Annotated in this window: 28 protein-coding genes and 1 pseudogene; 17 read left to right on the top strand and 12 right to left on the bottom strand. The window is 69.1% G+C overall.

The annotated features are described in order from the left end of the window. Positions 1 to 176 precede the first annotated feature (176 nt). Positions 177 to 1,271: an EamA family transporter gene (locus QOM21_RS01165; protein ID WP_407547608.1), complete on the bottom strand. Its 1,095-nt coding sequence runs from the start codon at positions 1,269 to 1,271 to the stop codon at positions 177 to 179. Between the two features lie 177 nt (positions 1,272 to 1,448). Between QOM21_RS01165 and QOM21_RS01160 the strand changes: the two genes are divergently transcribed. After that, positions 1,449 to 1,784: an ArsR/SmtB family transcription factor gene (locus tag QOM21_RS01160; protein ID WP_407547607.1), complete on the top strand. Its 336-nt coding sequence runs from the start codon at positions 1,449 to 1,451 to the stop codon at positions 1,782 to 1,784. Between the two features lie 990 nt (positions 1,785 to 2,774). Here QOM21_RS01160 and QOM21_RS01155 read toward each other — a convergent pair. The 4 genes from QOM21_RS01155 to QOM21_RS01140 form a co-directional block, all read right to left on the bottom strand. Then, positions 2,775 to 2,972 carry a hypothetical protein gene (locus tag QOM21_RS01155; protein ID WP_407547606.1) on the bottom strand — a complete coding sequence of 66 codons (198 nt, stop codon included), beginning with the start codon at positions 2,970 to 2,972 and terminating at the stop codon, positions 2,775 to 2,777. Further along, positions 2,969 to 3,718 (bottom strand): hypothetical protein, encoded by a 750-nt coding sequence (locus QOM21_RS01150; RefSeq protein WP_407547605.1) that lies wholly within the window; start codon positions 3,716 to 3,718, stop codon positions 2,969 to 2,971. The genes QOM21_RS01155 and QOM21_RS01150 overlap by 4 nt, the downstream gene beginning before the upstream one ends. Before the next feature lie 428 nt (positions 3,719 to 4,146). Continuing rightward, a complete protein-coding gene (locus QOM21_RS01145; protein ID WP_407547604.1) occupies positions 4,147 to 4,578 on the bottom strand; it encodes a type II toxin-antitoxin system Phd/YefM family antitoxin in 432 nt (143 codons plus the stop codon). A gap of 287 nt (positions 4,579 to 4,865) precedes the next feature. Beyond that, positions 4,866 to 6,368, bottom strand: coding sequence for an MFS transporter (locus QOM21_RS01140; RefSeq protein ID WP_407547603.1), 1,503 nt, complete (start codon positions 6,366 to 6,368; stop codon positions 4,866 to 4,868). A gap of 336 nt (positions 6,369 to 6,704) precedes the next feature. Between QOM21_RS01140 and QOM21_RS01135 the strand changes: the two genes are divergently transcribed. The 3 genes and pseudogenes from QOM21_RS01135 to QOM21_RS01125 all read left to right on the top strand — a co-directional run. Then, positions 6,705 to 7,004 carry a winged helix-turn-helix transcriptional regulator gene (locus QOM21_RS01135; RefSeq protein ID WP_407547602.1) on the top strand — a complete coding sequence of 100 codons (300 nt, stop codon included), beginning with the start codon at positions 6,705 to 6,707 and terminating at the stop codon, positions 7,002 to 7,004. A gap of 256 nt (positions 7,005 to 7,260) precedes the next feature. Beyond that, positions 7,261 to 7,497 carry a hypothetical protein gene (locus QOM21_RS01130; protein ID WP_407547601.1) on the top strand — a complete coding sequence of 79 codons (237 nt, stop codon included), beginning with the start codon at positions 7,261 to 7,263 and terminating at the stop codon, positions 7,495 to 7,497. Next, positions 7,479 to 7,553: pseudogene (locus QOM21_RS01125) on the top strand (hypothetical protein); the annotation flags it as partial. The gene QOM21_RS01130 and the pseudogene QOM21_RS01125, both read left to right, overlap by 19 nt. Before the next feature lie 144 nt (positions 7,554 to 7,697). On the opposite strand, the gene QOM21_RS01120 reads toward QOM21_RS01125, so the two are convergent. Next, positions 7,698 to 8,507: an NAD(P)H-dependent flavin oxidoreductase gene (locus QOM21_RS01120; protein WP_407547600.1), complete on the bottom strand. Its 810-nt coding sequence runs from the start codon at positions 8,505 to 8,507 to the stop codon at positions 7,698 to 7,700. 427 nt (positions 8,508 to 8,934) lie between these two features. Here QOM21_RS01120 and trxA point away from each other — a divergent pair, with 427 nt between their 5' ends. Next, the gene (gene trxA / locus QOM21_RS01115) at positions 8,935 to 9,264 is read left to right on the top strand and encodes a thioredoxin (protein ID WP_407547599.1); all 330 of its coding nucleotides are present in this window, start codon (positions 8,935 to 8,937) and stop codon (positions 9,262 to 9,264) included. A 468-nt stretch (positions 9,265 to 9,732) separates the two neighbouring features. Here the strand turns inward: trxA and QOM21_RS01110 are convergent, their stop codons facing one another. Beyond that, positions 9,733 to 10,332 carry a TetR/AcrR family transcriptional regulator gene (locus tag QOM21_RS01110; RefSeq protein ID WP_407547598.1) on the bottom strand — a complete coding sequence of 200 codons (600 nt, stop codon included), beginning with the start codon at positions 10,330 to 10,332 and terminating at the stop codon, positions 9,733 to 9,735. Between the two features lie 84 nt (positions 10,333 to 10,416). On the opposite strand from QOM21_RS01110, the gene QOM21_RS01105 reads away from it, so the two are divergent. The 3 genes from QOM21_RS01105 to QOM21_RS01095 all read left to right on the top strand — a co-directional run bounded on the left by QOM21_RS01105 (position 10,417) and on the right by QOM21_RS01095 (position 11,851). Then, the gene (locus QOM21_RS01105) at positions 10,417 to 10,866 is read left to right on the top strand and encodes a DUF1707 domain-containing protein (RefSeq protein WP_407547597.1); all 450 of its coding nucleotides are present in this window, start codon (positions 10,417 to 10,419) and stop codon (positions 10,864 to 10,866) included. A 122-nt stretch (positions 10,867 to 10,988) separates the two neighbouring features. Beyond that, the gene (locus QOM21_RS01100) at positions 10,989 to 11,243 is read left to right on the top strand and encodes a hypothetical protein (RefSeq protein ID WP_407547596.1); all 255 of its coding nucleotides are present in this window, start codon (positions 10,989 to 10,991) and stop codon (positions 11,241 to 11,243) included. 53 nt (positions 11,244 to 11,296) lie between these two features. Continuing rightward, positions 11,297 to 11,851 carry a hypothetical protein gene (locus QOM21_RS01095; protein ID WP_407547595.1) on the top strand — a complete coding sequence of 185 codons (555 nt, stop codon included), beginning with the start codon at positions 11,297 to 11,299 and terminating at the stop codon, positions 11,849 to 11,851. Between the two features lie 464 nt (positions 11,852 to 12,315). On the opposite strand, the gene QOM21_RS01090 is transcribed toward QOM21_RS01095, so the two are convergent. Further along, the gene (locus QOM21_RS01090; protein WP_407555539.1) at positions 12,316 to 13,083 is read right to left on the bottom strand and encodes a cytochrome P450; all 768 of its coding nucleotides are present in this window, start codon (positions 13,081 to 13,083) and stop codon (positions 12,316 to 12,318) included. A gap of 663 nt (positions 13,084 to 13,746) precedes the next feature. Between QOM21_RS01090 and QOM21_RS01085 the strand changes: the two genes are divergently transcribed. The 4 genes from QOM21_RS01085 (at position 13,747) to QOM21_RS01070 (ending at position 17,117) form a co-directional block, all read left to right on the top strand. Next, positions 13,747 to 15,297 (top strand): FAD-dependent oxidoreductase, encoded by a 1,551-nt coding sequence (locus QOM21_RS01085; RefSeq protein WP_407547594.1) that lies wholly within the window; start codon positions 13,747 to 13,749, stop codon positions 15,295 to 15,297. Beyond that, positions 15,294 to 15,827 (top strand): nitroreductase/quinone reductase family protein, encoded by a 534-nt coding sequence (locus tag QOM21_RS01080; protein ID WP_407547593.1) that lies wholly within the window; start codon positions 15,294 to 15,296, stop codon positions 15,825 to 15,827. The genes QOM21_RS01085 and QOM21_RS01080 overlap by 4 nt, the downstream gene beginning before the upstream one ends. A gap of 291 nt (positions 15,828 to 16,118) precedes the next feature. Beyond that, positions 16,119 to 16,694, top strand: a complete 576-nt coding sequence (locus QOM21_RS01075) for a hypothetical protein (RefSeq protein WP_407547592.1) — start codon at positions 16,119 to 16,121, stop codon at positions 16,692 to 16,694. A 219-nt stretch (positions 16,695 to 16,913) separates the two neighbouring features. Next, positions 16,914 to 17,117, top strand: coding sequence for a cold-shock protein (locus QOM21_RS01070; protein ID WP_407547591.1), 204 nt, complete (start codon positions 16,914 to 16,916; stop codon positions 17,115 to 17,117). 121 nt (positions 17,118 to 17,238) lie between these two features. Here the strand turns inward: QOM21_RS01070 and QOM21_RS01065 are convergent, their stop codons facing one another. Together QOM21_RS01065 and QOM21_RS01060 are read right to left on the bottom strand one after the other, a co-directional pair. Continuing rightward, positions 17,239 to 17,715 carry a DUF3237 domain-containing protein gene (locus QOM21_RS01065; RefSeq protein WP_407547590.1) on the bottom strand — a complete coding sequence of 159 codons (477 nt, stop codon included), beginning with the start codon at positions 17,713 to 17,715 and terminating at the stop codon, positions 17,239 to 17,241. A 32-nt stretch (positions 17,716 to 17,747) separates the two neighbouring features. Beyond that, entirely contained in the window at positions 17,748 to 18,311 is a 564-nt protein-coding gene (locus QOM21_RS01060; RefSeq protein WP_407547589.1) for a nuclear transport factor 2 family protein, read from the bottom strand. A 173-nt stretch (positions 18,312 to 18,484) separates the two neighbouring features. Between QOM21_RS01060 and QOM21_RS01055 the strand changes: the two genes are divergently transcribed. The 4 genes from QOM21_RS01055 (at position 18,485) to QOM21_RS01040 (ending at position 22,857) form a co-directional block, all read left to right on the top strand. Next, complete coding sequence (locus tag QOM21_RS01055; protein WP_407547588.1) at positions 18,485 to 19,165, top strand: TetR/AcrR family transcriptional regulator; 681 nt, start codon at positions 18,485 to 18,487, stop codon at positions 19,163 to 19,165. Between the two features lie 294 nt (positions 19,166 to 19,459). Next, a complete protein-coding gene (locus QOM21_RS01050; protein ID WP_407547587.1) occupies positions 19,460 to 20,782 on the top strand; it encodes a M64 family metallopeptidase in 1,323 nt (440 codons plus the stop codon). A gap of 307 nt (positions 20,783 to 21,089) precedes the next feature. After that, positions 21,090 to 21,701: a TetR/AcrR family transcriptional regulator gene (locus tag QOM21_RS01045; RefSeq protein WP_407547586.1), complete on the top strand. Its 612-nt coding sequence runs from the start codon at positions 21,090 to 21,092 to the stop codon at positions 21,699 to 21,701. A 220-nt stretch (positions 21,702 to 21,921) separates the two neighbouring features. Further along, positions 21,922 to 22,857 carry a TauD/TfdA dioxygenase family protein gene (locus QOM21_RS01040; RefSeq protein ID WP_407547585.1) on the top strand — a complete coding sequence of 312 codons (936 nt, stop codon included), beginning with the start codon at positions 21,922 to 21,924 and terminating at the stop codon, positions 22,855 to 22,857. Positions 22,858 to 22,992: 135 nt separating this feature from the next. Here QOM21_RS01040 and QOM21_RS01035 read toward each other — a convergent pair whose 3' ends face one another. Next, positions 22,993 to 23,961 (bottom strand): aldo/keto reductase, encoded by a 969-nt coding sequence (locus tag QOM21_RS01035; RefSeq protein WP_407547584.1) that lies wholly within the window; start codon positions 23,959 to 23,961, stop codon positions 22,993 to 22,995. 105 nt (positions 23,962 to 24,066) lie between these two features. Here QOM21_RS01035 and QOM21_RS01030 point away from each other — a divergent pair, with 105 nt between their 5' ends. Continuing rightward, the gene (locus tag QOM21_RS01030) at positions 24,067 to 25,503 is read left to right on the top strand and encodes a glycoside hydrolase family 5 protein (protein WP_407547583.1); all 1,437 of its coding nucleotides are present in this window, start codon (positions 24,067 to 24,069) and stop codon (positions 25,501 to 25,503) included. Between the two features lie 28 nt (positions 25,504 to 25,531). Here QOM21_RS01030 and QOM21_RS01025 read toward each other — a convergent pair whose 3' ends face one another. Continuing rightward, positions 25,532 to 26,674 carry an LCP family protein gene (locus QOM21_RS01025; RefSeq protein WP_407547582.1) on the bottom strand — a complete coding sequence of 381 codons (1,143 nt, stop codon included), beginning with the start codon at positions 26,672 to 26,674 and terminating at the stop codon, positions 25,532 to 25,534. Positions 26,675 to 26,677: the final 3 nt, after the last annotated feature.

Genomic DNA, 26,677 nt, shown 5'->3' with positions numbered 1-26,677 from the left:
GTGAGTTGCCGTACTCATCTTCCCTGTCTCCATATGGCCACTCTGGGAATGGGCATCTCCTGGAGCCGTCCGGTGGGGGAGATCCTGCCCGCGCTGCGCCGGGCGGCCGACCGCGCGAGGCTCGAATTCCCGCTGGTCGATCGGCGGGAGCGGGCCGTCGCGGTCAGGGGAGAGCCTTACGAGCTGTGTGTGGTACTCGGGTGGCTTGGCGCTTGGACCAGGTGTTCCTCACCGCGGACCTCCGCCGCGGTGCGTGGATTCCCGTGGCCGGCACCCGGCCGGCCTGCCACCCTCGCGCTGGAGCGCTGACCGCACGGGGGGCCGGCCCCGTGCCGCGCGGATTCCTCTTCACGGAGAGAGCCGCCCGCTGTCCGGACGCGTGCAGCCCCGTGCTTTCCGCGGCCCGGGTAGGTCGCGGCGATGGAGGCGCAGGCGACTGCGGCGATGCCGAGCCACTGGGACCGGTCGAGGTGCTGGCCGAGGACGAGCAGGCCGAACAGGGCGCCTGCGGCCGGCTCCAGGCTCGTCAGTACGCCGAAGACGCGTGGCGGAATCCGGCGCAGGGCTTCCAGGTTGAGCGAGTACGGGAGGACGCTGGATACCAATGCCACGACGGCCGCCACCCCTAGGACGTGCGGGTCGAGCAGGCCGGTGCCGGCGTGTGCGATGCCGTAGGGGGCACTGAGCAGCGCCGCCCAGGTGATGGCCAGGGCCAGGCCCTGGCCGCCGTTGAGGCGGGTGGCGATGCGGGCGGAGACCAGGATGTATCCGGCCCAGCAGCAAGCGGCCGCTGCGGCCAAGGCAAGGCCGACCGGAGGCAGGGAGGTACTGCCTCCGCCGCTGAGCAGGAGTACGCCTCCTGCTGCCAGGCATGCGGGGAGCAGGTCGAGCGCGCGGCGGGAGCCGGCCAGGGCGATGGCGAGGGGGCCGAGGAACTCGATCGTGGCGACGATCCCGAGCGGGATGTGGCTGACGGCTTCGAAGAAGGCGATGTGGTGTCCGGCGAGCAGGGCCCCGGCGGCGAGCACCGTCTTCCAGGCCCCCTTGGCCGACTTGAGCGCTTGGCGCCTCGGGCGCCACAGCAAGCAGAGGATCACGCCGGCTATCAGGAGCCGCAGGAACACCACTCCCGCGGCTCCTGCCTGGGGATAGGCGCTGGGGGCGAGGGCTGCTCCGAACTGGATCCCGCTCACTCCGGCCAGTACGAGACAGGGCGCGGGCACCCTGCCCGCGACGGCGGAGAACCCTTGGGCCGCGCTGCTTTGCTGCATTGCTCCATCCGCGGGTCTGGGCCTGAGCATGGGGCTGCCCGGGCCGGGTTGTTGTAGGCGGCGGCGGTCGACATCAGCTGCCTGCCGCAGAATGTTCAACTGAAAGCGAACATTGGCAATGTACGATGGCGATCGAACATTCAGCAAGGGTGCGAGAGTCGTGGAGGAGACAGAGGGATGCCGAAGCAGGCTGAAACCGCAGGGCACCGACCTGCCCCCGTACACACCCACCCCGACGAAGTCCCCGTTCTCACCGCCCTGTCCGCCCTCGCGGACCCTGTGCGCATCCAACTGGTCCGCACCTTGGCAGGCCACCCCGACTGGGCGCTCAGCTGCAGCAACTTCGACGTATCCGTCGGCAGAGCCGCCAAGAGCCACCACTTCTCCGTCCTGCGCGACGCCGGCCTCGTCGAACAGCGCGACCAGGGCACCAAACGACTGAACCGCCTGCGCCGCGAAGAGTTCGACGCCCGCTTCCCGGGCCTCCTCGATCTGGCCGTCCGTGACGACTAGGCAGTTTCGCTTGGCATCGTCAGACCAGAGGAAGGCGCCTGCGGCGCGGAGTTCGGTCAGGTAGTTGGTCGCGGTGGCCTCGTGCGCTTGACGATGGGCGGACAGTCAAGGAGAGGGGAAAGCTGCGCGCCACGCGCCCGTGCCAGAACCCGATGACCGCTGGCTCACGCGTCCGGCCAATTTCAGCAGCACGTACCCCGCCTGGCCTCGGGTGAGGCTGCCCGTACCGCGCTGAGGGTTCGTGGGGGCCGCGCTTCGCATTTCGCTCCATTACAGGGCCTTAGGGGGCCCTTGCGGGGCCTGGACCACTGGCGCCCATTCGGGTGGAAAACTCTGCGAGGCTGCTCGCCGCAGCTAAAGGCAAGCCAAGGTCCCTTGAGAGACAACGCACTCAAAGAGGGGAACGGGACATTGGACTCAAGGCGGATCGGAACGATCCTGGGCGGAGCCGCACTCGCCATGCTGGCGGTACCGACCAATGCTCATGCCGCAGCGATCTCCTGTGGCGGGGGTGTATCGACCGGTCGGGTAGCCATCAATGGCTGCATCAGTGCCCAGCGAGGATCTGCCGGTGAATTCCCTACTCGAGAAATCACCGCGCACATCAAGGCGCGTAACACCGGAACAAGGGCGCTGAACGTCTCATACGAGGCGTTCTTCCGTGTTGTCGACGGTGGCCATTGGGTGAAAGTAGGCAGCGGTCGTGCCTACGTCCGGGCGGGCGAGGCCATCGGTCCCGTCGAAGTGGGAAGCACGACCCGAGTATGCGCCCCCGGAGTGAAGGTCGAAATCCGCGTACACGCAAAGGCCGACGGCGCCGCCTGGAGCGGTTGGTCTCCCGCGTCCACGAAGCAATGTCAGACCTGAGTGGTTGAGCATCCGGACTGATGGGCCAGGGCAAAGAGCTAGCGCTGGTGTCACCGCGTGGTGTTGCCCGGCGGTCGGGTTGGGGCGCTGAGTCGGCTGCCGGTCGAACGCGGGGCTGGTCATTCACTTGCAGTTCTTCTGGGGCGGGGCTGGGCAGAGCTGGCGGACGCGGGGCTTGCCCAAGGAGACGGTGCGGCTGTGGCCGACCAGGGTCGGCCCCGCTCGCGACCCCACCGCCTTGATGGTCCGCACCAGCACGGCGCGGGCGCTTGCCAGGATCGCCCCGCCCGCACCGAACGTCAGCCCCGCCTCGCGGCTCACGCGGGCAGTTCCCGGTCCCCCCGCCACGCGACGTAGGTCATCGCGGCCAGGCCGCCATTCGCCAGGCCCTTGTAGATCACCGTCCGGCCGGGGCCGAGTTCGCGGGCGACTTGCCTGGCCAGGTCTCTGCCCTCGTGAAACAGCCGCTGCCAGGCGTCGTCGTACTTGCCCTCCACCCTGTCGCGGATGTCCAGGTTGAGGGTGGTGTCGATCTCGTCCGCCCACCTGTACAGGGCGGCGACGAGGCCGTCGGACAGGTTCAGGGCGGCGGCCGGATCATCGGGGAAGAAGTCCCCAAATCCTTCGGAGCGCAGCGGTCCGAACTGGAACTCGCCCTCGACGGTGAGGTCCACCGGGTGCGGAGGGGCGCCGTGGCTGTCGCGCTCCCAATGAAGGCAATCGCAGGCCCAGCACACCCACTTCGGTGTATCGCGGAGCTCGTCCCAGTAGCGCACCGCCCACGACGGTCCGAGATGCGCGGCCAGTCGCTGAGCCACCACCAGGCCCTGTTCGACCTGCTCCCGCAGGTCCGGGCCGGCGGCGAATCCGCTCGGCGGGCGGGAAAGCGACCATGAGCGCAGCGCGTGCGTCAGGTCCTCCGACAGGCTCAGGGCGGAGTCGTCCAGCGGCACGTTGACGGTGAAGGTCCCGATGTCCTCGTACGTCCCGAAGTCGTACGACTCGTAGAGGGGGGAGGGCTCGGATTGGGCCCGTACGAGCAGATAGCGCGGTCTGTCGAGGGGCATGTGATCTCCACGATGGTGTCGTGAGGCGGCCCGTTTACGGCTGGCGAACCAGGGCGCCGAACTCCCACACTTCGCGGCGGACTTCTTCGGCCCCGCCTCGCAGACCGAGATTCCCAGCGAGTCGGAAGCTTACGGGGCGGCCGGCATCCCCAGGCAGGCTGGCACCTGTGCGACGCCGATCATGATCCACATCAGCCGGCCCGCCCCCAGGGCCTCGTCCCAGCATCGCCTCCAGCTGACCGCCTTGCTCGATGCGGGCAAATAACAGGGAGCCGGCTCGGCCAGGGCGTCCAAGTCACCGAAGTTCTGATCGCCCTCACCGAGGCACTCGGCGCGGCACCGCCGCCCTCGCCCACCCCGATCGCTCGACCGGCCGTACGCCCCCCGCGTTACCGCTCGTGGGCAAGTGTCATCCAACCGGCGGCCATTCAGCGGTCGTCGCCAACCGGAGTCTGACGGGCAAGGAACTCTGCGAACGCGGCCGACTGCTTCGGGCCCATGTACCCCTGACGCCCGTACATCGCCTGTTGTTCGAGCTGCGCCAGCGTTTCGGCGTCACGCAGCTCGGCCACGACCGCTCCACCCCGAGTCAGCGTCATCCCGCCGTGCGGATGGCTGTAGCCGAGGTAAGGCCCGTACGCCGTCGGCCCCGGCGGGTACTCGGGGGCCGGGTCGTCCTGCGGACGCGCGCCCTTGTTGTGACGTGCGGCCCAGTACTCCAGTGCCGCGAGCTCGGCCGCCGCCAGCAGCACTCCCGCCGGCTCGCCGTCCGCGGTGAGCCGGACGCGCTCGCCGGTCTCTTCGACCTCGGCGATCAGGCGCCCGAACTCGGCGTCTCCTTCTATCAGTTCACAGTCCATGCGCCTGGACGCTACACAAGCTCTCGGCGGGGGAGGACAGTTCCCGGCGTGGCGCAACCAGGGAGAGTCCACTTGCTCATCGTGCAGTGCCGCAGCATGGGGCCGGGTGTCGCGCACCTGTGGGTCAACTCCTCGCGGCCTGCGACCGCGAGCCCGACCGCGGCGATCATCGACGCGCAGTCGGTCAAGGCAGCAGCCGCTTCAGCCCCCTTGGCCTCACGCGGCTACGTCGGCGGGAAGAAGATCAACGGCAGGTGTCGCACGTCATCACGGACAGGCTCGGCCTGCTAACGACGGTCTTGCTGATTGCCGCGGATATCACCGACAACCCGATCGCGCGGATCATGCTGCCCCGGCTGTGTGATCTGTTCCGGAAGGTCAGCCGGTCCCGTCGTGGTCGAGTCCGGTGCTTGTCGAAGCGTGAGTGCGGCGACGACGGTGATCCCCATCGCGGCGGCGCCGATCCAGGATGCTGTTGTGAATCCGGTGTCGGTGGGGAACGTTGAGTCGGCGGGGGTATGCGCGGCCAGGGTGAGGCCGCCCAGTGCGCTGCCGATCGAGAACCCGACGCTGCGGACCACCTGGTTGAAGCTCATCGCGCTGGAGGTCTCCTCCGCCGGGGTGACGGAGAGGATCGCGGCGGGCATGGCTGCCGAGAAGGCACCGACGCCCAAACCCAGCACGCCCATCACCGCGAACGAATGCCACAGCTGGCTGCGGCTCAGCGCGAACACCAACAGCGCTACCAGCACGGCCGTGCCCCCAAGCGCCAGCACTGTCGCAGGGGAGAGCCGCACGCTCAACGGTCGTACCAGCTTGCCGCCGACGAATCCCAGCACGGAGAACGGCACCAGCACCAGGCCCGCGACGAAGACGTCGACGCCGAACCCGTAACCGGTCGAATCGGGCGTCTGCACGTACCGGGTCACCAGGGTCAGCAGCAGGTACATGCCGATGCCGCCGAGCAGCATGACAGCGTTGGCCCCCGCCACCGCGGGGCTGCGCAGCAGCGCGAGATCTACCAGCGGCGCAGTGCAGCGGCGCTCCCGGCGTGCCCAGGTGCCGATCAAAATGGCGGCGACGACCAGGAGTGCGGCGCCGAACACCGGGTGATCGGTCCACGTCGTCGTCTCGCCGATCGCCAAGAGCAGGGCGACCAGGCCGCTGCCCAGCAGCACTGCGCCCGGCACGTCAACCGGCGCCGAGCGGCCGGTCGGCGGCTGGGGCACCGACCACCAGGCGGCGGCCAACGCGACCGTGGTGATCAGCAGGCCGAGTCCGTAGGCCGCGCGCAGCCCGGCCATGTCGGTCAGGAGCCCGGCCAGCGGGTAGCCGACGCCGATGCCGACAGTGGAGGCCACCGACAGCAACGCGATTGCCGGTCCGGAGCGTGCCGCCGGCAGATGGTCGCGGGCGACGCCCATCATCAGTGCGGTCAGCCCCAACCCCGTGCCCTGGGCGGCCCGTCCGGCGAGCAGCCAGCCGAACGACGGTGGCACCACCGCCAGGAAGCTGCCCGCCACCACGACGGCCAGGGTTGCCAGGGTGACCTGACGGCGGCGCGGGCCGGCGCCCAGCCGGCCCAGCACCGGGGTGGCGATCGCGCCGACCAGCAGTGGGGCGGTAAGTGTCCACTGCGCAGTCGCCAGCGAGACGCTGAACTCGCCTGCCACCGAAGTGATCAGAGGCGCTCCGAGACTGCCGACGACCGCGACCACGAGCGCGATGAACAGCAACGTGGGAACCAGCAACCGTCCGTTGGATGTGCGGATGCCGCGGCTTGTGGTCATTGGTTCGCCTCGGTGGCCAGGGTTGCGAAGAGGGGCCCACCCGCATCTGGCGTTTCACAAGTCGCAAGCATGGCCGCCCCCTCTACATCGTTCTCCGCGCCTGGCGTGGTCATCCGGCGCAGCGGTTCTCCGGTCTCCGGTGGGTAAGGCGCCTGCAGCGTCACTTTCCGTTCGGGCATGAACTCCCCCTGGTGCTTCGATTTTCAAATCACCGGAGAGAGCGTAGTGTTTCTGAAAACGAAGCACCAGCTTTCGTGGAGAGGAACCACTAGCGCGATGCCCTCGACACCCAGACCAGGTCACCCAGTCCGCGGCTCCACCACCGGACGCCCCCTCATGGCCGCACTCGACCTCTTCGGCCGACGGTGGGCCCTGCGGATCCTGTGGGAACTGCGCGATCAGCCGCTGGGCTTCCGGGTATTGCAGCAGCGGTGTGACGGGATGTCGTCGAGCGTGCTGCGCCAGCGGCTGCTCGAACTGCTCGACGCGCGACTGGTGGATCGCGGCACCGATGACAGTTACTGCCTGACAGCACTCGGAAAAGAGGCGTGCGACAAGCTCGCCGGCCTGCACGGGTGGGCGGAACGCTGGGCCGCGGACCTCAAGACGCCCGGCCCCATGGATCAGACGCCGTAACCGGCGTATTCCCCCTGGCGGACAAAAGCTTCGCCGTCACCCTGGCGCTAACGGAGGACGGCTCGGACGACGACATCACCACCCGCCGGAGCGTGCCTGCGGGGCTGCGGGGCTGCGCGCCGAGGCCGAGATCATCGCCAACTGCCCGGTGTCGTGAGTGGCCTGCCCATCGTCTCCGAGGTCTTCCGTCAGCTCGACCCCGAGGTTGTCGTGGACGAACCTCCCCAGAAGGGCATTCGTTCAGCAGGGCCAGGCGGTGATCCGCCTCAACGGTGAGACACGCACCCTGATGACGGGGGAGCGTACTGCGCTGAACTTCCTGCAACTCTTCTGCGGCATAGCCGCTTTGACCAAGCGGTACGTTGACCTGGTCGGCGACCTGGGCGTGCAGGTGCTCGACACGCGTAATCGGGCCCTGACCTACGAGCCCTCGCCAAATGCGCCGTTTACTCCGGAGGCGGCAGCAGTCACCGGCTCGATCTCTCCGAGATGATGCTGCTGAAGGAGGACCACATCGCAGCTGCCGGCGACATCACTGCGGCGCTCGACGCGGTGCGGGCCGGAAAGGCCGCCGAGGGCCGCAACGCAATTATCGATGTCGAGGTGGACCCGTCGCGCAAGCCGTGGAAGCGCTGCACGAAGTCGCGGGCTCTCTCCTCTGGTCACTGCGGTGTGCGGGGAGCCGACCGGGTATCAGAGGGCCCGCGGCTGCCTCAAGAGGGCTGCGGCATCCGCGGCGATGTCCGCCACGATGCGGCCCGCCGGGGCGATGTCGTGCACAAGCCCGGCGCTCTGGCCCGCGTAGAGGGCGAGCGCTTCCACGTCACCTGACATGCCGGGCACGGGGGCCATGTCTTCGTAACGCGGCCATTCCCGTCCGTGGGTGCTCCGGGCCACCACGGTGCCTTCGCCGGGACGGTTCGGCGCGTCCGGACTGCCCGCGGCCTCCCAGGCGCGGAGCGTGGAGTTGCGCAGGGCCCGATGTGGGGCGTTGGGCCAGCCGCCGTCGAAGCACCGCGTGTGCACCGCGTCCTGCGGCGCCGCCTGGAGTACGGCTTGCCGGTAGACCTCGTGCGTGGCCGCTTCGGATGCCGTCAGGAATCGGGTGCCCAGCCATCCGGCCTGCGCCCCGAGGGCCAGCGCGGCGGCGAGTCCGCGGCCGTCGGCGATGCCGCCGGCCGCGATGACGGGCACCGGGTGCACGGCGTCCACCACCGCGGGCACGAGCGCCATCGTGGTGGTCTCCCCGCGCACGTGGCCGCCCGCTTCGTACCCCTGGGCCACGATCACGTCGACGCCTGCGGCAACGGCGCGTTCGGCCTCCGCGACGGATCCGACCGTGTGGAGGTGAAGGGCGCCGGCCGAGCGTGCGCGTTCGGCGACGGCCGAGGGGTCACCCCAGAACGTCGAGATGGCCGGTACGCCTTCCGCCAGGCAGACGTCGAGAAGCTCGTCGACCGGGAAGTCCAGCACCAGGTTCACGGCGAAGGGCTTCGTCGTCATCCGCCGAACCTCCCGGATCCGACGCACCGCCTCCTCGGCGGTGACCCACGTCCGAAGAGCCAGGAGGATGTGGGTCTGCAGGGGAGGAGGCCATGCTGAACATGCCGATCCCAGGACGGGCCGGTGCCTGGCTCGACCACCGGGACGCCCTCCCCTCGCCGAGCATTGCTTCTCACCTGGCACCACGAAGGCCCGGTTCCTATGTCGACGTGTACAGCGTCCGCCCTCTGTAGCCTGCCGATTCCGGGCTGGGTCGGTGAGGCGGCAGTGGCGTGGTGAGGCAGTCGGCCACACTGGGCTCCAGGCGCAGTGCTCCGGCCGCGTGTTGCTGTGGATGCCGGGCGCTGCCCGTCCGCTGCCCGTCGCTCTTCCGGCAGGGCTGTGGTTCCAGTGTTGTTCGGCCCGAACTGATGAAGAGGAGCCCCTCGTGGCCCTGAAGACCGTGACCGACGCTTCCTTCGAGGAAGATGTCCTCAAGAGCGACAAGCCCGTCCTGGTCGACTTCTGGGCCGAATGGTGCGGTCCGTGCCGTCAGGTCGCCCCATCGCTGGAAGCGATCGCGGCCGAGCACGGCGACAAGATCGACATCGTCAAGCTCAACATCGACCAGAACCCGGCGACTGCTGCCAAGTACGGGGTCATGTCGATCCCGCTCATGAACGTCTATCAAGGCGGTGAGGTCGTCCAGACCATCGTCGGCGCGAAGCCGAAGGTCGCCCTCGAAAGGGAGCTGGACGCTTTCCTCAGCGTCCACTAGGTCCCGGCCAGGCACGATGACCGCGCGACATGACGTGGCCTGGCGGTTCCGGTGAGCCAAAGTCGACCGGAGCGGCCGGTTCGGCGTCGCGCTGGTGGGGAGCTTGAGCGGCCGTCCGTCCGGGCGCCTGATGCTCGCCGGCGCGCGCCCGGGGCCAGCCGCGAGACCGGCCGACAGTCGACAAGCCGGACCCATGCCGGTGGCCGGTCTCGCGGCGGACTGATCACCGAGCTCCACCTCGCGGCCGATGCCCGCTGCTGACCTCTCGCGTTCGGTCTCGCCGCCGGACAGGCCGCCATGTACCCGCGTTCACGGATGTCATGGCCCGCCTGCGCTTGCCCCGACGGCGTCGTCAGCCGCGCGCCAAGCCGGGCGTGGGCCTGGCGGACAAGGCGTATTCCTCACGCGCGGTTCGCGAGCAACTGCGCCGGCTATTTCCTGTGGGCGCAAACGCCCGGTCTCCCCGGCCTACTCGCGGAGACGCGGGGTTGTCCCATGGGTGGCCGGGATCAGGGTGTCCAGCGCCCGGCCCAGGACTGTGAGCAGGTGCTCCTGCTCCTGCGGGGCGTACAGCATGCGCAGCGCCAGGCCGTCGGACAGTGCGATGACGGCATCAGCGACGACCGCCGCGTTGGCTTCGTGCCCGGCCCGCTCCAGCCAGGCGGCCAGTGCCTGATGGATGTCTCGGTCGACCTGCTGCCGGATCGTGGCAAGGCCGGGGTGGTGTGCCGCGTGGACGGCGAAGGAGAGTTGCGCGGTGGCCTCGGCCCGTCGCTCGGCGTCCACGGGGAGCGTGGTCAGGATGAGGTCGCGCAGCGCCTGGCGTAGTGGCAATGCGGTGTTCACCTCGGCCATCCGGTGCTCGATCCGCTCACCGGCCAGTTCGGCTGCGAACGTGAGCATCTCGTCCTTCGTGCGGAAGTACTTCTGAACGGCGCCGGGGGAGCGGCCGGTTGCGGCGGCCACGGTGCGCACGCTGACCTCGTCGAGGCCGCGGTCGGCGACCAACTGGAGCAGGGCCGCGCCGATCTGCCGGCGCTGTTCCTCCTTGTCGACGGTCTTGGGCATCGATCGCGCTCCCTTCTTTGAGATACAGTCGTATTCTAACCTCCCGTCAGGTGAGGTGCTGCACGGAGCCGCAAGGAGACAGTGGTGGATGACCGACGTGAGCCTGCCGTGCCCGCTGTGCGGGTCTCGGACCGTGACCGCGACGAGGCACTCGGTGTGTTGGCGGCAGGGCTAGCCGAGGGACGACTCGGTCAGCATGAGCACGAGATCCGTTCAAAGCGCGCCCTGCAGGCGCGTACGGCCGCTGACCTCGCCGTAGTGACAGCCGACTTACCCGCACCGGCGCCGACCCGCTCGGAGCAGGACCGCAAAGACCTCAGGGAGTGGCTGGCCGAATGGCGCTACTGGCTCGGTGGGGCGGTGATCATGTCCGGGATCTGGGGCGCACGCTGTGCGCAGAAGGGAGAGCCGACCTACTACTGGCCGGTCATGCCGCTGGGGATATGGGCGGCCGTGCTGATCGCCATCGCCATCTGGCCGCGCGACATGGACGGAAGCGATGAAGGAGACGATGGTCGCGCTGTGGCTCGTTAAGCGCTGAGGTGTGGATCAGGTCCGGGGGAAAAATCGACCGCATCTCGTCGGAGCCACAGATACGCAGGTGCCCGGCCCCTCGTCTGCGGCGTGATCCGAACGAGAGGCACTGGGCTGCTTCGGTGTCCGGCAAGAACGCTGTGCGCATCGGCGTGCACGAGGATGACGCCAAGCTGGCGCACGCTCATGTCACCGGTGCCGGGGACCGCGAGGTCAGGATCGGGCCGAACGGCCACCCCCTCGACGGCCAACTGGAGCTCACACGCAAGCAGCAACAAGCGGTGGAGCATTACGAGACCTGGATCAGGAAAGCGGTCAGGAAGCTCGGCAGGCGAAACCAGGTGAAACCAGGCGGAGCAGGCGGAGAAGCAGGCTGAGCGGGAGCGACGCGCGGCCGCCAGGAACCGACCCTGCGGGAGGGGATGAAGCGATGACATTGCGCACCGATGTTGCCGAACTGCTCGCGGGGGCCGGCATCCTCGACGTGGACATCGACGATGCCGTCGCGGACGAGCACGTTCGATCGTCCGTGTATCAACGCGTCATCTCGGTGACCGCTTCCGCGCGGAGCCGTGACCGAGACCGCGCGATCGTGGCCACGATCCTGCGCGACCCCAACGAGATCTCGTCCAAGACGGCGGTGGTCGCCCTCGTGGACAGCATCGCGACGAAGGTGACCGGTCCCGCCGAGTTCCGGCAGTGGTCCGCCGAACTGCTGCCAGAGACCGACCAGCTCAAGACGGAGGAGTTCCGCGAGTTCATCCGCCGTCGCATCCACGACTGGCTGTTCTACCTGTCCGTCAAGGACGGTCACGTGCCGACACCGGCCGAGTTGGCGAGGGTCACGGACTGGATGCAGCGCCTCCTCGCCGTGGAGTCGACGTCGCCGGCGGTACTCGCCCTGCTCGCCGAGTCAGCCGGCAGGAAGAAGACACGAAACATCGCGAAGAGCCGAGCCGGAAGCCGCAAGCTGAGAGCGCAATGACTCGGTAGTGGCAATCGGCAGACGCGCCGACTGCCTTACTCACAAGAACGGCGTCATGTCCCACGATCACGCTTTGAACGGATGGCCCGCCTGCGTGCTCCCGGCCGGCACTACGTCCGGCCCCGCACCCGGCCGGACGTAGTGCCGGCCGACTGCGCGTACTCCTCGCGCGCTGTCCGTCAGCACCTGAGCAGGCGCGGCATCCGGGCAGGCATCCCCGTTCCGGCCGGTCAACGTGGCCACCGTCTGCGGCGCGGCAGCCAGGGTGGGAGGCCACCCGCCTTAGACCGTGAGGCATACGAGCAGAGCCGGCCCCCTGCGCGGTGCAGTCCGGTCGCCACAGGCACGCTCGGTCTTCACCTGCCGGTTTCATCACCGTCTGCGGAGGCGGGACCCGCGCGGTGACATCGTGCATGCGTTGCCAAGGGCGCGGGACGAGCCCGGGCCGGTCTGGGGTGCCTGCATCATGCGCTGCGGAAGTGGCAGGTCATGGGCAGTGAGCCGGGGGAGATGATGACACGGGCGTGCGGCCGGTAGCGGTGACTGGGCGCGGTGCGTAATTGCCAGCGACCGGCGATGGTGGCCAGGGCGGTAAGGATCTGGTTCATCGTCAAGGCGTCGCCGATGCATTTGCGCACCCCTGCACCGAAGGTGATGTCGGCGCAGCGTGGCAGGGTCTTCGCGCGCTCGGGGAGCCAACGGTCGGGGTCGAAGCGCAGTGGATCAGGGTGGAGTGTGGGGTCTCGGTGCATCGCATAGTTGCAGTAGGCGAGTTCGGTGCCCGCCGGGAGTTCTGCCTGGCCAAGGCGCACGGGGACGAGGCTGCGCCGGGCCAGCATCCAGACGGCGGGGTGCAGGCGCAGGGTCTCCTTGACGACGCGTCGGTTGTACTCGAGTTTGGGCAGGTCCTCGGCCTGTACGGGGAGGCCGCCCAGAACGGAATCGACCTCTTCGTGCACGCGACGTTCTACCTCCGGATGTCGCGCCAGCTCGTAGAGGACATGGGGCAGTACATCCTTCAGGCCGTGGACCGCGGCCCAGGCCAGGAACAGCGTGTCGGTAATGATCTGCTCGTCGCCGAGCGCTTCGCCGGTGTCGGCGTAACGGGCCTGCAGGAGCAGGGAGAGGACATCATCGCCGGTCGCGCCCTGGCTGCGGTGATGCGCGACAGCGGCCGTGACGGCGGTGCGCAGATCGGACACGGCACGCTGGAACCGGCCGGTGCCCGGCACATGCCTGAGGCGGGCGAGCTGGGGGAGTGAGAGTCGCCAGTACAGGCCATGGGTGGTCTGGGAGGACAGGGATGCGAGGGCGGCCACCACGTGTTCGCGGGCAAGGGGTGTCGCCGCAAATGGCGTGGGCGTTGACGGAGTAGGCGAGCTGGGCCTTCTCCTTGTCCACCCTGACGGTCGCCTCTGGGCGCCACCGGGCGATGGCTTCCTGTGTGGCCCGCCGGACCTCCGGCGTCCGGGCGGCGATCCGCTGCGGGTGGAAGCCCGGCTGCACGGCGCGACGGTGCCGGCGGTGCGATTCGAAGAGAGTCAGCCCCTCGAACTCCAGGTCCATCACCAGGCCGACGCCGAACTGGGAACCGACTCCGCTGGTGATCCTGCCCTGGGCGTAGTTGCGGGCTTCGGTCACCAAGACCTGATGGAGGAGTTCCGGCGAATTGACCAGGTAGACATCAGGGGTGAAGACAGGGCCTCGCATACGTACCAGGGGACCCAGCTCGTTGAGCGAGGCCATGAAGTTGAGCGGGTCGCACACGAGTCTCGGGCCGTGCCCGAGCAGGGGCAGAGCTCCAGGAGCGGTCGGCACGGCAGGGGGAAGGGCGGAAACAGCCACGGGCTCTCTCTCGATCACGAGCACAACTAGCGATCGGCAATGTACTGGCTGTGACGACAGGTGTGGACGGGGTGGGCTCGTGCGATGTGGTCGTCGTTGGCTCCGGGTTCGGCGGTAGCGTGACGGCGCTGCGTCTGGCGCAGAAGGGCTACCGCGTCACCGTTCTCGAGGCCGGGCGGCGGTGGCGTCCGGAGGACTTCGCCACATCCCCCTGGCAGGCCCACCGCCTGCTGTGGGCGCCATGGCTCGGGTGCCGGGGCATCGCACGCCTACGGGTACGCCGCCGGCTGATCGCCCTGATGGGCATCGGGGTCGGCGGTGGGTCCCTCGTCTACGCAGGGGTGCACTACAGGCCCGGCGCGCCGGTGTTCCGGGCCCCCTGCTGGGACTCGGCTCTCAACTGGGAGGCGGAACTCCTCCCGTACTACGCGCTGGCTGAACGGATGCTGGGCACGACCACCGTTCCGCGACCGACAGCCGGCGATGACGTCCTGCGCCTGGCGGCCGATGCGCTGGGAGTGTCCGGAACCGTCCACGCCACCCGGGTGGGTATCCACTTCGGCCCGCCCGGCCGGACCGTACCCGACCCCTTCTTCGGCGACCATGGGCCGGCTCGGGCGGGCTGCACGCAATGCGGACGCTGTACCCTCGGCTGCCGCGCCGGCGCCAAGAACTCTCTCGACCACAACTACCTGTACCTGGCCGAACGCTCAGGGGCGGACATCCGGCCCATGGTCGAGGCCCGCCGACTGGTCCCGCAGCCGGACGGCACCTGGCAGGTGCATACGCTCCAGAGCATCGGCATCACTCGACGCCGGGTGGTGCTGACTGCACGTCAGGTCGTTCTCGCCGGTGGCGCGTGGGGGACCATGGAACTCCTGCACCGATCGCGGCCGCACCTGCCGCAGATGTCGCAAGCATTGGGCACGCGGACACGGACCAACCGCGAGGTTTTCGCCGCCGCGTCCGCACCTGGCTTCGATGTGGGACCAGGTGTCGCGATCAGCTCCGCGCTGCAGCCGCACCCGGACCTGCTGGTTCAGCTGTGCAGACTTGGGCAGGGCTCGCATCCCGCAGCGTTGTTCGCACGATTGACCTGCCGCCCCTGGCGGGACTTCGGCCGTCGTACCGCCGTGTTCTTCGCCATGGAGCAGGGCGACTCACACCTGACCAGCCGCTACCGCCACGGCAGGATGACCTTTCGCCCAGGAAGCCCGCAGCCCGAACTCGTACGGCTCGCTGCTGCGGAGGCCGTAGCGCACCACTACGCCCGGCACATCGGCGGTCGGGCAGGTCTGCTGTGGAGCACCGCCCTGGGGCTGCCGGTCACCGCGCATCTGATGGGCGGCTGTCCGATCGGCAGCGACCCCGCCAGGAGCGTCGCCGACCTCTACCACCGGGTCCACCACTACCCGTCCCTGCACATCGCCGACGCCTGCACCGTTCCCACCAACCTGGGCGTCAACCCGGCACTCACCATCACCGCGATGGCTGAGCGCGCCTGCGCTGCGTGGCCCGTGAACGGTCAACCCGATCAACGCCCGCCACAGCACCTCCCCTACAGGCCCGTTGCGCCTCCGAGGACAGAGACCGGCTCATGACGCATCCCCTCATCGCCCGCCTTGCCACCAACCGCGCCGTCACGCGACTCGCCCCCTACGTGCTGCCCCAGTGCGATCTGCTGATCCACCGCTTGACCGGGGGCCGCCTGTTGCCGAGCCGGCTCTTCCTGGACACCATCGTGCTGGGTACCACCGGGCACCGCACCGGTGCCCCACGCGCCACGCCCCTGTCCGCGCATCGAGCCGAAGATGGAACCTGGATGGTCTTCGGCAGCAACTTCGGCCGCCCCAACCACCCGGCGTGGAGCAACAACCTGCTCCACGACCCTCAAGCCACCCTTTCCGCTCAGGGGAGCTCCTGGAGAGTGAGTGCACGACAGCTCACCGCTTCCGAGAAGGAACAGCAACGCCACCGCATCCAGCTGGCCCTGCCTTTCTACGACACGTACGCTGCCCGCGCCGGCCGGGACATCCGCGTCTTCTGCCTCACCCCGACGCCCCCCGATCACAATGGGGAGATCTCTCAGGTCTCGCGCCCGGGCTATACGGAAAGGGATCCTGCTGCGTAGGCCAGCTCCGGCGAGAGGCGACGACGCCCGGACCGCCGGTTGCTGACGAACGCGCCGAGCGGCCCCTGGAGTACCGCTGAGACGTATGCTCGCCGGTTCCGTCAGGCCCTGGTGCGCGATGCGGGCCGGTTGGCGAACCGTTCCTGGCCGGGGCCGCTCACCTTTCACGACAACTTCGACGACCGTTTGGCCAGAAGCCACCCCGCAGGGCAACGCCTTCGCCGTCCCTGCCCTCCTATCACGTGCACTCGTACGCGAAGTCGTACGCACATCCTGTTGTGGAGGTACATCATGCGACGGTTGGGAACGGCGTCCACGGCGCTCGTGCTGGCGGGCGTGGGGCTGGTCGGCGGGGCCGGGGTGGCCGAGGCGGCGAGCGGTCCGGTGGCCAAGGCCGCCCCGGCAGCTGCCTGCTCGACCGCCTGGGGAAGCGGCACCAAGTCGGCCGCCAACGAGAACACCAAGCCGCTGAAGAACATCACGACCAGCCAGAACCCCTGCTTCGACCGCATGGTCTTCGACATCGGCAGCGGACCGGGCAAGACGGGCTACCACGTCGGCTACGTCCCCGCCTTCCACCAGGACGGGTCCGGGGAGCGGATACCGGTCGGCGGCGGGGCCATCCTCCAGATCTATGTGTCCACGCCGAGCTACGACCCGGCGTCCGGCCGGCTCACTTACGCCGGGAAGGCGGGCAAGCCGCTGCCGGGGGTGAACATCTCCGGCTACAAGACCTTCAAGGACACCAAGTTCGGGGCGAGCTTCGAGGGCCAGACGCAGGTCGGCCTGGGCGTGCGCGCCAAGCTGCCGTTCCGCGTGCAGCAGTCCGGTGGCCAGCTGATCGTGGACGTCGCGCACACCTGGTGACACACCCCGGCAGGCGCGATCGGTGCGCGGGCCCTGCGCGGAGTCCCGGGGGAGAGCCGTGACCTGTGAGGTTTGGTTCATCCCCAAGGGTGAGGTGCAGGGAGGATGCTGGATTTTGCTGGGGCGGGAGGAAATGATCAAGCTCCGGAGGCTGCTCGATTCGGGCCGTGTCCGGGCGTCACGAGCGCACCGTGGAACCTGAGTGAAGGACTGGGACCGATGGCAACAGGCACTGTGAAGTGGTTCAACGGGGACAAGGGGTACGGCTTCATCAGCCAGGACGATGGCGGCGCCGACGTGTTCGTGCACTTCTCGGCCATCCAGACCAACGGATACAGGGCCTTGGAAGAGAACCAGCGGGTGGAGTTCGAGGTCACCCAGGGGCAGAAGGGTCCGCAAGCGGAAATGGTCCGCCCCTTGTAACCCCTTCCTCATTGATGTCCCTTTCCGCGTGGGATGCGGGCGCCTCGCCCCCTTCCGGGGACGGGGCGCCCGCACGCGGGGCTATGTCTGGGCGACGCGCCGCCGCTAGCCGACGCGGTCTTCACGCGACGCGTGAGACCTTGTAGGCGATTCCGCCTTCGACCAGGTATCCCGACCCCACGCAGACGATGTCGTTCAGCCACGCGTATCGCTTCGCCCCTGTTTCGAAGAGCGGATTCGTTCGGAAGTAGTAGCGAGCGGGGTCGACCTGGTGCCTCTTGACGGCATCGGCCATGTCGGCCCGCAGGTCGGGTGGGGTGACCCAGCGGCCGCCGTAGGTCATGTGCAGAAGGGCATCATCGTGCGTGCGCAGTGCCAGCCGGACGTCCAGGGTCATCACTCCGTCGGGGCGGAACAACGTCCAATCGCCGCCGCCCGCCAGCACTTCGCCCCGTAGCCCCGGCCCTTGGAACGTCCCGCCGGCAGCGCCGAAAAGGACCCGTTGTCCCAGTGGGCCGTCGCCGATGTTCAGCCGCGGACGCAAGTCGACGACCATGTCGAAGAGATGCGCGGTCTTGATCTCGCCGACAGTCTTCACCCTGGGGTCTGTCTTGGCCCTTGGATCTGCTGTCATTTCTCATCGCCCTTGATCGGTTCGATCCGGCTGGTCGAAGACGGGGGATGCGGGTGGCGCGCTGCCAAGAAGCCTGGGCGGTGATGCCCCTGCGGCAGCGTCACGGGATCCACGGGACCCACGGGATCCACGGCGTCCCCGAAGAGCGTTCGCCTGACTGCGTCGGCCGAGACGCCTGCCTGGACGCAGAGTGCGGACAGATCGAAGAAGAACCGCTCGCCGGCGATCAAGCTGTCCTTGAAGGCGAATTGGATGAACACGGGCAGCTCGGCGCGCCTCCCGTTGGGGACCACGCGGAACCGGTCGCCCGTCATGGTCATCCTCGCCGTCCCCCAGCAGACCAGCGCGTCGCCGTTGTCGGCATGGCCCTGGAGTTCGACGCTGTAGTCGGGAAACGAGGCGAAGAACGCGTTGAGCGCCTTCTCGTTCTCATCCGGGCCACGGGCGGTCGTCCCGAATGCCGGAGCCTCCAGAACCATGTCGCGGTGGAAGAGTTTCATGGCCGCGGGTACGTCCTGCCGGCTCTTGGCGACTGCCAACTCCTGGGCCAGTTCGAACATTCGATGGCCGTCCAATGTACGTGCACCCCCGTTTGTTGCTGTGCGGACTCGAAGGGCCGAACCGAGTGCGTGCGGGGCCGGAATCCGCGATGAAGGGCGCTCAGATGGCCGCCCCAAACAAAAAGTACGACCGGTCGTACGTTTAGGCAAGAGCGTCTGGCAAAATGACGGCGATGAGCGAACGGAAGCAGCGGTCGGATGCGGACGCCGTCGTCCACTCGGGCGGCGGTGAGGGGGGCGACGCGGTGATTTCGGATCAGCGCCTGCTGCGTGGCGCGCGGTCCAGGCGGACGATCGTCCGCCATGCCGTGGACGTGGCCTCACTGGAAGGGCTGGGCGGACTCAGCCTCGGGCGGTTGGCCACCGACCTCGGGATCAGCAAGAGCGGTGTCCAGACCCTCTTTGGGACGAAGGAGAACCTGCAAGCCGCCGCGGTCGAGGTGGCCCGTGACGTGTTCAACGACGCCGTCGTCCACCCCGCTCGGACCGCACCTCGTGGCGCCGCGCGAGTGCGTGTGCTGATCGAGCGGTGGGTGGAGTACGCAGAGGTGCCGCTGTTCCCGGGAGGATGCTTCTGGGCGGCGAATCTTGCGGACTTCGACAGCCGCCCCGGGCGTGTCCGCGACGCGCTGTTCCAGTGCCAGCGGGACTGGCGGGCCCTCCTTGCCGCCGAGCTGCGACACGCCGCCGACGCCGGGGAGATCGCCGAACTCGATGTCGAGCTCGCGGCCTTCCAGATCGACGCGGTTCTCATCGCCGCGAACACCGCGTTGCGGATGAGCGACGAGGAAGCCTACGGCGTCGTGGACAAGGTCCGCCGCGTGGTCGAAGGGTTCCTCGTACCTCCACACTGATCCGTCGCCGCGGACACCGCAGCACAGGGCGCGGCCCCCAGTGCGGGAAGCGGCCGCACAACCGGAAGTTCCCGGGCCGCCCGCATCGGCGATCGTCCGGGCGGCGTTCTCCTGCATCTGCGGGGCGGCTTCCTGGATCCCGCCACCGCCGAGGGCTGATGGCCTGAACCACCCCTCATCACACGTCACTTGAGTAACACCCGTTGTCCGTCGCCTCCCGAGCCCATACATTGAGCCGCGCCAAAATCTGGCTCAACTCGCCGCCGTCGCGGTGAGCTTCGGGAGGACCCCCACATGCGTAGACGCACCTCCATATCCGGACGTACCGCAGCGGTCATCGGGACGACCCTCGCGGCCGTGGTCGCCGCGACAGCCGCCGCGACCACGGCCCAGGGCGCGGCCCCGGCGCCGACCCCTCAATCCCCTGAGACCCAGCAGACGGTCGAGTACTTCACCGGCCCGGACGGCCACCCCCGGCACACCAAGGTTGCGGCCCCGAAGCCGCTGTCACCGGCCGACAAGGCGTCCATCGCCGCCGACGGGGACGTCACCTCGATCGTCCAGAGCGGCCCCGTCGACAGCAAGCTGGACGTCGTCTTCGTCGGAGACGGATACACCGAGGCGCAGCAGGAGGACTTCCACGCCGATATCCGCGCCAAGTGGGCCAAGATGACCGAGGTCGAGCCGTACGCCTCGTACACCGGCCTGTTCAACGTCTGGGCCGTCGACGCCGTCTCGCGTGATTCCGGTGTCTCCGGCGACCCGACCCAGGACGTCACCCGCGACACCGCCCTCGGCTCGGCGTTCTTCTGCGACGGCACCGAGCGGCTGCTCTGCGTCGACACCAACAAGGTCGAGTCGTACGCGGCCAAGGCCCCCGCCGCCGACCTCGTCGTCGTGCTGTCCAACTCCACCAAGTATGGCGGCGCGGGCTACAACGCCGTCTCCTCGCAGGTCGGATACGACGGCATCGCCACCGCCTCCTCCGACAACGCCCAGTCCGACCAGATCGCGGTGCACGAGACGGGCCATTCGCTCGGCAAGCTCGCCGACGAATACGACTACGGGCAGCCGGGGACGTACTCCGGTCCCGAGCCCACCGAGGTCAACCTCTCCACCCTCTCCGCCGAGGAGATGACCGGCCGGCAGCAGAAGTGGTACCGCTGGATCGGTCAGGAGTCGCCGGACGGCGGGACGGTCGGGGCGTACGAGGGCGGCGGCTACTACCAGTTCGGGCTCAACCGCCCCACCGAGAACTCGATCATGCGCACGCTCGGCCGTGAGTTCAACCTCCCGGGCCGCGAGGCCATGATTGCCGGCTTCTACCGTCACGCGAGCGTACTGACCAGCAGGGTCGGCACCGCGCAGTCCCTGTCCCGCGACGACCGGATCCGCGTCACCCCGGCCGCCCGCGCGCGGGTGACGTGGTACGTCGACGGCCACGAGGTCGCCGCCGCCCGCGGCCGGACCTCGGTCGAGCCCGGATCCCTCGGTGTCCCCGCCGACGGCCGCACCCACACCGTCACCGCCAAGGCCGCCGACCCCACGCGCGCGGTCCGCACCCCGGCCCTGCGCAAGCACCTGTCCGCGGCGCTGACCTGGCGCGTCACGGGCTGATCCGCAGACCGTCGGCACGGGTGGGGCTCAACCCGGGGCCCCACCCGTACGGCTTCACACGTCTCCTCATGCCGCGGCCGACGTGGTGGTGCCGCGCGACGGTGCGCAACAGCACCTGGAGGGTGCCGCGGATCGATCGCCACAAGATGCCGCGCGTGCTGGTGTTGGGCCGGGAGCTGCCTACGCTCACCGGGACGATCGCCAAGCATGCTCCGGGGTGACTTGGCCGAGGCGGCGTGTGTGGTGAGCGGCTGAGGTGCCACATCCCCCACGAGCGGCGCGGTCGGGGGCCGCGTAGGGTCACCGCATGGCTGACGAGCAGGTGCATCGCACGCGGAGGGGGCCGGGCCGGCCGCGTCAGGAGCACGTCACGCGGGCCGTCCTCGACGCCGTTGTCGACCTGGTGGCGGAGAGCGGTATGAACGCGCTGACCATGGACGCCGTGGCGGCCCGCGCCGGGGTGAGCAAACCTGCGATGTACCGGCGCTGGCCCACCAAGCAGGACCTCGTCATCGCCGCCATGGAGTCCCGGATCGGCCCGCTGACCGTGCCTGATATGGGCGACTTCCGGGCAGAGCTGCGGGCCGTACTGACGGCGCGCATGGAGGCTTATCGGCAGCCCGGCGTGGGTCGGCTGCTCGCCGGGGTGATCGGTGCCGCCGCGGAGGCCGGAGCGGAGCCCGGGACCTATCGCGACTACACGTCCCGCGTGATGAGCGAGACGCGGCACCTGCTGGAGCGAGGGATCGCGCGCGGTGACGTACGGCCGGACGCCGACGTGACGGATGCTGCGACGCTCGTGGCGGCTTCGCTGTTCTTCCGCCTGGTCGGCGAGCAGCGGATACCGGACGAGGCGCTTGTCGAATCGATGGTGGACCTGATCGGCCGGGCAGTCGGCGCCCGGCCGTACCCCGACTGACGCTTCTGGCGCGTACGCACGCACGCGTCCACGCACCGAATCCATGCACGCATGCCGGGTAGTCGGCCCTTCGCGTCGCTTCGCTTCGCCGCGCCCGGCTTCGGCCACGCCGCGCGTGCGCACCACGTATCGAAACAACTCGCCCCGACCCCTTGCCCCGCCATGGGTGCATATCGATACTGGCAGTCACGTAATTGGTTTCCGCTGTCGGGAGGTACCCATGCAGGCCATCGCCTCGACCCCTGTGGCCGACCCCAAGCCCGTACTCGACAAGCCCCTCATGCGCTACGGCAGTCGCGTCCTGGAACGACTCGCCCCCGGAGCCGAGCAGTTCGCGTACCGGCTGCTGGAGATCGCTCCACTCACCCCGCACTTCGGCGCCGTGCTCGGTGGCGTCGATCTGACCCGGCCGATCACCGACGAACTCGCGGCGGAGCTGTGTCAGGCGCTGCTGGAGTGGAAGGTGATCTTCTTCCGCGGCCAGACCGGCTTCACGGCCGAGCACCAGCTCGCCCTGTCCGGAGTCTGGGGTCCGCCGGAGGCCAACCCGTTCTTCGCACGGACCGGGACCCCCGGCATCTCCCGGCTCGCCAAGGACGCCAAGGCCGCAGGCAACAAGAACATCTGGCACAGCGACCACTCGTTCATGGCCAACCCCTCGCTCGGTGCCGTCCTGCGCGCCGTGGAGGTGCCCACCGCGGGCGGCGACACGATGTGGGCGGACATGGCCGCCGCCTACGACAACCTGCCCGATGACCTGAAGGAGCGGCTGGAGGGCCTCACCGCCGTCCACGACTGGGAGGCCAGCTGGGGCGCCCTCATGAACGACGCGCAGAAGGCCGCCTTCCGTCAGACCTGGCCGCAGGTCCAACACCCCGTCGTCGTGCGACACCCTCGTAGCGGCCGCAAGACCCTGTACGTGAACGAGCCGTTCACCCGCCGCATCACGGGCCTGTCCGACGCGGAGAACCGCGAACTGCTCGACCTCCTGGTGCTCCAGGCACGCATCCCCGAGTTCCAGATCCGCTTCCACTGGGAGCCCGACTCCGTCGCCATCTGGGACAACATCGCCACCCAGCACTACGCGGTCAACGACTACTTCCCGCAGCGCCGGGTGATGGAGCGCGTCGCCATCGCCGGCGTCCCGCTGTCCTGAACGGGTCCGCCAGGTCCCAGGGGGATCGTCCGCGCCGGCGAGGCTGATCCAGTAGTAGTAGCGGGCGGTCCCGGCGACGACATCGGCTCGGTCCGCGCCGGAGCCGTCGCCACGCGGCAGGCCCGCGCTACGGGGTCAGAACCCGGTTACCTCGTGCGGCCGGTACGGTTCCTCCAGCTGCTGGACCTCGTCCGCGGTCAGCTGGAGGTCGAGGGAGGCCAGTGCGTCGTCCCAGTGGTGCGGCTTCGTCACACCGACGATGGGGGAGGTGACTCCGGGCCGCGAGGACAGCCAGGCGAGGGCGACCCGGGCGCGCGGCAGCCCGCGGGCCTCCGCGATGCGGGCGACGGCCTCGACGATCTGCCGGTCCTCGTCGCGGTAGAGCTTCTTGCCGAATTCGTCGGTGTCGCTGCGGACGCTGGTGGCGTCCCAGTCCCGGGTGAGCCGGCCGCGCGCCAGCGGGCTCCACGGGATGACGCCGATGCCCTGGTCCGCGCAGAGCGGCAGCATCTCCCGCTCCTCCTCGCGGTAGAGGAGGTTGTAGTGGTTCTGCATGCTGACGAACCGGGTCCAGCCGTGCCGTTCGGCGGTGTGGAGCGCCTTGGAGAACTGCCAGGCGTACATGGAGGAGGCACCCAGATAGCGGGCCTTGCCGGCCTTGACGACGTCGTGCAGCGCTTCCAGGGTTTCCTCGATCGGGGTGTACGGGTCCCAGCGGTGGATCTGGTAGAGGTCGACGTAGTCGGTGCCCAGCCGGCGCAGGCTGTTGTCGATCTCGGTCATGATGGCCTTGCGGGACAGGCCCCTGCCGTTGGGGCCCTCGTGGGTGATCCCGCAGACCTTGGTGGCCAGCACGATTTCGTCGCGGCGGGCGAAGTCCTTGAGGGCGCGTCCGACGATCTCTTCGCTGGAGCCGTCGGAATAGACGTTCGCGGTGTCGAAGAAGTTGATGCCGGCTTCGACGGCCTGGCGGATCAGCGGGCGGCCGGCCTCCTCGTCGAGGGTCCAGGAGTGGGTGCCGCGGCCGGGGTCGCCGAAGCTCATGCACCCCACACAGATCCGCGAGACATCCAGCCCGGTCGACCCCAGCTTCATGTATTCCATCGTCACGCTCCTCGGCTTACCTTCACCTCATGTCGCGGAACAGCGACCGCAGTTGATCCTCTCAGGCCGGCCGGCAGAGTCACGGCATGATCAAGGAGTGCAGCGATGCGTACGGTCAGCTCGGCTCTTCGCGGCGCGCTCGTGGCGCTCGGCACCGCCCTACTGGCGCTGGTGACGACGCTCGGCACTGCCGCCCCACCCGCATCCGCCGCCCCGGATCCCGGAGCGGGTGCCGGCGTGCCGCGGCTGCTGGACGACGACGGGCGGGTGGTGACGCTGCACGGCTGGAACGTCGAGGACAAGGTGCACCGCGGAGCCGACGCACTGTCCGCCATCACCGAGCGCCACTTCCGTGATCTGCGTTCCCACGGCTTCCACTTCGCCCGGCTGCTGATCTTCTGGGACGACCTCGAACCCCGCCGGGGCCGCTACAGCCAGCGGTATCTCCGCAGCATCGAGCGGATCCTCGACTGGGCCGGCAAGTACGACGTCCAGGTACTCATCGACGCCCATCAGGATGTCTTCGGCCCGGCGTTCGGCCACCGCGGCATCCCCGAGTGGGCGACCCGTACCGACGGGCTGCCCTTCACCCCACATCCCGACGACTGGTTCGCGGAGTACTTCGAACCCGCTGTACAGCGGGCCTTCACCCACCTCTACACCGATCCGGACCTGCAGCGCGCCCAGTCGCGGATGTGGCGCCTGCTCGCCGACCGCTTCGGCGACCACCCGGCCGTGTTCGGGTACGACCTGATCAACGAGCCGATGGGAGAGCTCCGGGCAGACGAGGAGCTGCCTGCCGCGGCGCGCCGTATCGAGGCCCAGTACCTCACGCCCATGTACAACCGCATCGCACGTCACATCCGCACCGTCGACCGTGAGAGCCGGCTGTTCATCGAGCCGACCCCGATCGTCGGCGAAGGCGTGCCGACCGGGCTCGGCACCGTGCACGACCCTCGTGTCGTGTACTCCCCGCACTTCTACAACGCGGCGATGGAGGCCGGCGCCGACTACGACCCGGACGCCGGCTGGATCGAGGCGTACGAGGCCGCCGTCACCGACTATCCCCGGCGCCGTCGCATCCCCGTCGTCGTCGGCGAGTGGGGCCCGCTCAACAACGCGCTTCCGCACAGCCGCCGCTTCTACCGTGATGCGCTCGCCTCGTTCGCCCGCTACAGCTCGGGCTGGACCGGCTATGTGTGGTGCTACGGCGGCGGCTACTGCGCCATGGACGAGGACGGGAAACTCCGCACCAACAAGGAGCTGACCGCTACGGCGTATGCGGCGGCGGTTGCCGGGCGGCCGCGCTCGGAGAGCCAGGGTGCCGGCCGCTACCGCCTCGTGTACGACGCGCGCCGGGGCGGCCGGACCGAGATCGCTTCGCCGACGGACAGCGGTTACCGGCGCGTGTCGGTAGCCGGCGGCGGGGCGTGGAGCGACACCCGCACGGTGCCCCCGGGGAGACCGGCCGTGGTCACGGTGCGTTCGCCCCTTCGGGCGCGCGTCACGGTGACCGTGACCACGGTGCAGGGACAGCGGTGACAGCCGCTCGCACCTCCGGATGGCCGCGCTAGCGGACCCGCCTGCTCTCGACGTCCACCGGCCGGTCCCGTGCGAGCTCGTCGAAGAGCTTCCTGGCCCGCGCCTTGTCCCAGAGCACCGCGTTGCCCTTGGAGGTGGGGATGCCGACATCGCTCACGGGGACGTTGATCTGCTTTCCGTGCCCGCCGTTGACACCCTGGATCGCCCGGAACATCGTCGTCAGGTCCAGCAAACCGGTCTCCCGGTCGACGATGAGGGTGTCCAGCCCGGCCTGGAGTGCGGGATAGAGCGCGAAGGGATTGAGCAAGGTGCCCCGCGCCGTGGCCTTCCGGGCCAGCGACGACAGGAACTTCTGCTGGTTCTTGGTGCGGCCCAGATCGCCCTCGGCCTCCTGATGGCGCTGGCGGACGAACGCGAGTGCCGCGGTGCCGTCCAGAATCTGGCAGCCTTTCTTGAGGTCGGCGCCGGACTTCTTGTCCTTCAGGTCCCGGTCGAGACACATCCGTACACCGCCGACCGCGTCGACGAGGTTCACGAAGCCCGCGAAACCGATCTCCGCGTAGTGGTCGATCCGCAGACCGGTGTTGTGCTCGATGGTGCGGGTGAGCATCTTGGGGCCGCCCATCGAAAAGGCGGCGTTGAGTTTGTTCTTCGTGGGGCCATAGTGCTTACCGGTCCGGGGACTGGTGAAGCCGGGCACCGTCAGCCAGGAGTCACGCGGCAGGCTCACCATGGTCGCGCCGTGCGCGCCGGTGTGCAGAAGGATCATCGAGTCGGTGCGCCGGCCACCGGCCGATCCGGTGTGCAGTTCCCGTTTCTGGCTGTCGGTGAGACCTGCCCGGCTGTCGGAGCCGACGATCAGGTAGTTGGTGCCCTCGCCGGTCCGCTGCGCCCCGGTGGGCTCCGCGAGATCGACGCTGTTGTTGAGCGTGTTGCCGGCCCAGGCGAGGGTCCCGGCGGGGACGCCCAGCAGCGCCAGGACCAGCGCGACCACTGCTCGGCGCAGCGGACGCACGGGCTTGGGGAGCCGGCGCCGGCGGCGCGGGCCGTAGCGGGATACCCGCGCCGTACCGCCGGTCTGCGCACCGCCGCCCGCCGGCGGGAGCGGGCCGCTGCCCTGACCCGCCACGGACGATTCACTGTCGGCCCTCCGCTCAAACGGGTCCTCCATGGT

It is taken from the genome of Streptomyces sp. Pv4-95, from assembly GCF_045782725.1.
GTDB lineage: Bacteria > Actinomycetota > Actinomycetes > Streptomycetales > Streptomycetaceae > Streptomyces.
Note: the sequence above shows the minus strand (reverse complement) of the source record. Positions and strands in the feature narration are given on the sequence as shown.

Excerpts from the sequence above, each read along its gene's own strand:
- QOM21_RS01165 (WP_407547608.1), bottom strand. The coding sequence starts at position 1,271 with ATGCAGCAAAGCAGCGCGGCCCAAGGGTTCTCCGCCGTCGCGGGCAGG.
- QOM21_RS01160 (WP_407547607.1), top strand. The coding sequence starts at position 1,449 with ATGCCGAAGCAGGCTGAAACCGCAGGGCACCGACCTGCCCCCGTACAC.
- QOM21_RS01150 (WP_407547605.1), bottom strand. The coding sequence starts at position 3,718 with ATGCCCCTCGACAGACCGCGCTATCTGCTCGTACGGGCCCAATCCGAG.
- QOM21_RS01145 (WP_407547604.1), bottom strand. The coding sequence starts at position 4,578 with ATGGACTGTGAACTGATAGAAGGAGACGCCGAGTTCGGGCGCCTGATC.
- QOM21_RS01140 (WP_407547603.1), bottom strand. The coding sequence starts at position 6,368 with ATGACCACAAGCCGCGGCATCCGCACATCCAACGGACGGTTGCTGGTT.
- QOM21_RS01135 (WP_407547602.1), top strand. The coding sequence starts at position 6,705 with ATGGCCGCACTCGACCTCTTCGGCCGACGGTGGGCCCTGCGGATCCTG.
- QOM21_RS01120 (WP_407547600.1), bottom strand. The coding sequence starts at position 8,507 with ATGACGACGAAGCCCTTCGCCGTGAACCTGGTGCTGGACTTCCCGGTC.
- QOM21_RS01110 (WP_407547598.1), bottom strand. The coding sequence starts at position 10,332 with ATGCCCAAGACCGTCGACAAGGAGGAACAGCGCCGGCAGATCGGCGCG.
- QOM21_RS01095 (WP_407547595.1), top strand. The coding sequence starts at position 11,297 with ATGACATTGCGCACCGATGTTGCCGAACTGCTCGCGGGGGCCGGCATC.
- QOM21_RS01080 (WP_407547593.1), top strand. The coding sequence starts at position 15,294 with ATGACGCATCCCCTCATCGCCCGCCTTGCCACCAACCGCGCCGTCACG.
- QOM21_RS01075 (WP_407547592.1), top strand. The coding sequence starts at position 16,119 with ATGCGACGGTTGGGAACGGCGTCCACGGCGCTCGTGCTGGCGGGCGTG.
- QOM21_RS01070 (WP_407547591.1), top strand. The coding sequence starts at position 16,914 with ATGGCAACAGGCACTGTGAAGTGGTTCAACGGGGACAAGGGGTACGGC.
- QOM21_RS01060 (WP_407547589.1), bottom strand. The coding sequence starts at position 18,311 with ATGTTCGAACTGGCCCAGGAGTTGGCAGTCGCCAAGAGCCGGCAGGAC.
- QOM21_RS01055 (WP_407547588.1), top strand. The coding sequence starts at position 18,485 with ATGAGCGAACGGAAGCAGCGGTCGGATGCGGACGCCGTCGTCCACTCG.
- QOM21_RS01050 (WP_407547587.1), top strand. The coding sequence starts at position 19,460 with ATGCGTAGACGCACCTCCATATCCGGACGTACCGCAGCGGTCATCGGG.
- QOM21_RS01045 (WP_407547586.1), top strand. The coding sequence starts at position 21,090 with ATGGCTGACGAGCAGGTGCATCGCACGCGGAGGGGGCCGGGCCGGCCG.
- QOM21_RS01040 (WP_407547585.1), top strand. The coding sequence starts at position 21,922 with ATGCAGGCCATCGCCTCGACCCCTGTGGCCGACCCCAAGCCCGTACTC.
- QOM21_RS01035 (WP_407547584.1), bottom strand. The coding sequence starts at position 23,961 with ATGGAATACATGAAGCTGGGGTCGACCGGGCTGGATGTCTCGCGGATC.
- QOM21_RS01030 (WP_407547583.1), top strand. The coding sequence starts at position 24,067 with ATGCGTACGGTCAGCTCGGCTCTTCGCGGCGCGCTCGTGGCGCTCGGC.
- QOM21_RS01025 (WP_407547582.1), bottom strand. The coding sequence starts at position 26,674 with ATGGAGGACCCGTTTGAGCGGAGGGCCGACAGTGAATCGTCCGTGGCG.